This is a genomic window from uncultured Leptotrichia sp., from assembly GCF_938036635.1.
Taxonomy (GTDB): domain Bacteria; phylum Fusobacteriota; class Fusobacteriia; order Fusobacteriales; family Leptotrichiaceae; genus Leptotrichia; species Leptotrichia hongkongensis.
In genome coordinates this window covers 1-1,991 of sequence record NZ_CALHQO010000462.1, presented here as the reverse complement: position 1 = coordinate 1,991, position 1,991 = coordinate 1, and the positions used below count along the sequence as shown (strand labels likewise).

Sequence of the window (1,991 nt, the reverse complement as noted above, 5' to 3'; positions counted from 1 at the left end):
TTATTGGAGAATCATACTCATCTATCAAAACTATTACTTTTTTCCCATAATATTTACAAAGAAAATCAGACAAAAGTTCCAATGAAGTATTGAGATCAATATCATTTTTTCTATTTTTAATGGAATTATATATCTCTTTATCATCTTCATCCATCTTCTCTGTAATATATTGAAATTCACGATAAAGTTTTGAAATTACTTTTTTTATTTCTAAACGACACATTTCCCAAGTATCCGCTTTCAAATCCTTTAACGAAATAAATATTACAGGATATTTCCCTTGTTCATTCATATATTTACTATCAGATATTTTTAAATTTTCAAAAAGTGTTTTATTCTCATCTTTATTTTTGACATCAAAAAAATATTTAATCATTGACATATTAAGCGTTTTTCCAAATCTTCTTGGACGTGTGAATAGCTTTATTTTTGATTTATCCTCTAAAATTTCCTCTATCCATTTTGTTTTGTCAATGTAGTAACAATTCTCTTTTATTATTTCACTAAAATCTTCTATTCCAATTCCTATACCTTTTTTCATAAAATCTCCCCTTAAATTCTCCACAGCCTGCTTTCACAACTTTTTGTCTTTTTAGTAAATCAGCAAACTATTTAATGTCTTGTCCTTACAATAACTTTTTCTCCAGCAAACTCCACGACATCCCCATCATAAATTTTTTTCCCACGTCTAGTTTCCACAGCGTTATTTACCTTTACTTCACCATTCTGAATAAACATTTTTGCTTCCACTCCAGAACCTGTAAAGTTTGCCCACTTCAAAAGCTGATCCAATTTTATAAACTCAGTATTTATGATAACTTCTTCAATATCATTATTTATATTTTTCATTAATTTCCCTCCATAACTTATTTTTTACCAAATGTATTTTCTATCATAGCCATTTCCATTATCTACCCAATAACAAAACAGAATTGTAAAATCTTTTTGATTATAGTATGGCTTTATTTCATCTCTAATTTTTTCAATTTTTTCTTTTGAAGAATAGCCTACATAAATTGATATAATAGGATGAATATTATTAAATTTCATAAACTCATACCAGTCTATTTCGTCAAAATTTCTAGGTTTCGAAAAATATTCCTCTAATTTTTTGCCATACATTTTCAGCCTTTCTACTTTTCCATTTGCTATCTGGTTTGCACATTTCTCATCTACTACTGTCAATATCATATTTCTTCCTGATATACTATTTTTATTCCATTGCTCCGATATTTCTCCACATTTCCATATTCCTCTTCCGCCGTTAGAAAAATTTTCATCATATTTTATACCATGTTTTTTTAATATTTTTTCTATCTTTTCAAAGTCATTTCCTTTGGATTTATCGTATATGAGACTGCTCCATAAATACGGCCTTAATCCATAGTAATCAATAATTTCAAGTAGAAGATTCGCTTTCGCTGTTTTATTAAAAAATGGAACTTCTTTTAAATCTTCATATTTAATCCGAAATAATCTGTTTCCATCTTCAAATGGAAATTTTGTTGGAGGATATTCTACATGTATTACATCTCTGTTATAAAAGAATTCTGATTTATACTTAGGAATGTTATAGCTGTACAGGACATAGGAGTATGGATTATGTATTAGGTTTCCAGCTACAAGCTGTTCTTCTTTTACATAATATGCTCCTTTGTTCATTGTTAAGTTAAATTCTTTTTTGAGCATCTCCATATAGTCATCTAGCATTTTTTCTTCATTCATAGCCGTTACTTCTTCAGGGTCTCTGCAGGAATGAAGACATAGCATGGAAAGTATAATTAATAACAACGTCATCATTTTTTTCATCTTACTTCAACACCTTCACACCTAATATTATTATAGCTTAAAATCTATCTATTACTAATTCAACCATTAATCAAATTAATGTTTAATTTTATTGTGGAAAATCCGATTTTTACGTTGAAAACTTTTCCCACAAATATTTCCACATCTTTTCCACAATTGTGTTTTATATTGATTTTTAAAGG

3 protein-coding genes are annotated in these 1,991 nt (G+C 28.0%); all 3 read right to left on the bottom strand.

The genetic code is table 11. From position 1 onward, the window contains the following. A partial coding sequence (locus Q0370_RS09130; protein ID WP_299574932.1) for an AAA family ATPase occupies positions 1-541 on the bottom strand: 541 nt, incomplete at its 3' end. A gap of 71 nt (positions 542-612) precedes the next feature. Continuing rightward, positions 613-849 (bottom strand): S4 domain-containing protein YaaA, encoded by a 237-nt coding sequence (gene yaaA / locus Q0370_RS09125; RefSeq protein ID WP_299574929.1) that lies wholly within the window; start codon positions 847-849, stop codon positions 613-615. A gap of 24 nt (positions 850-873) precedes the next feature. Continuing rightward, complete coding sequence (locus Q0370_RS09120) at positions 874-1,809, bottom strand: hypothetical protein (RefSeq protein WP_299574927.1); 936 nt, start codon at positions 1,807-1,809, stop codon at positions 874-876. Between the last annotated feature and the right edge of the window lie 182 nt (positions 1,810-1,991).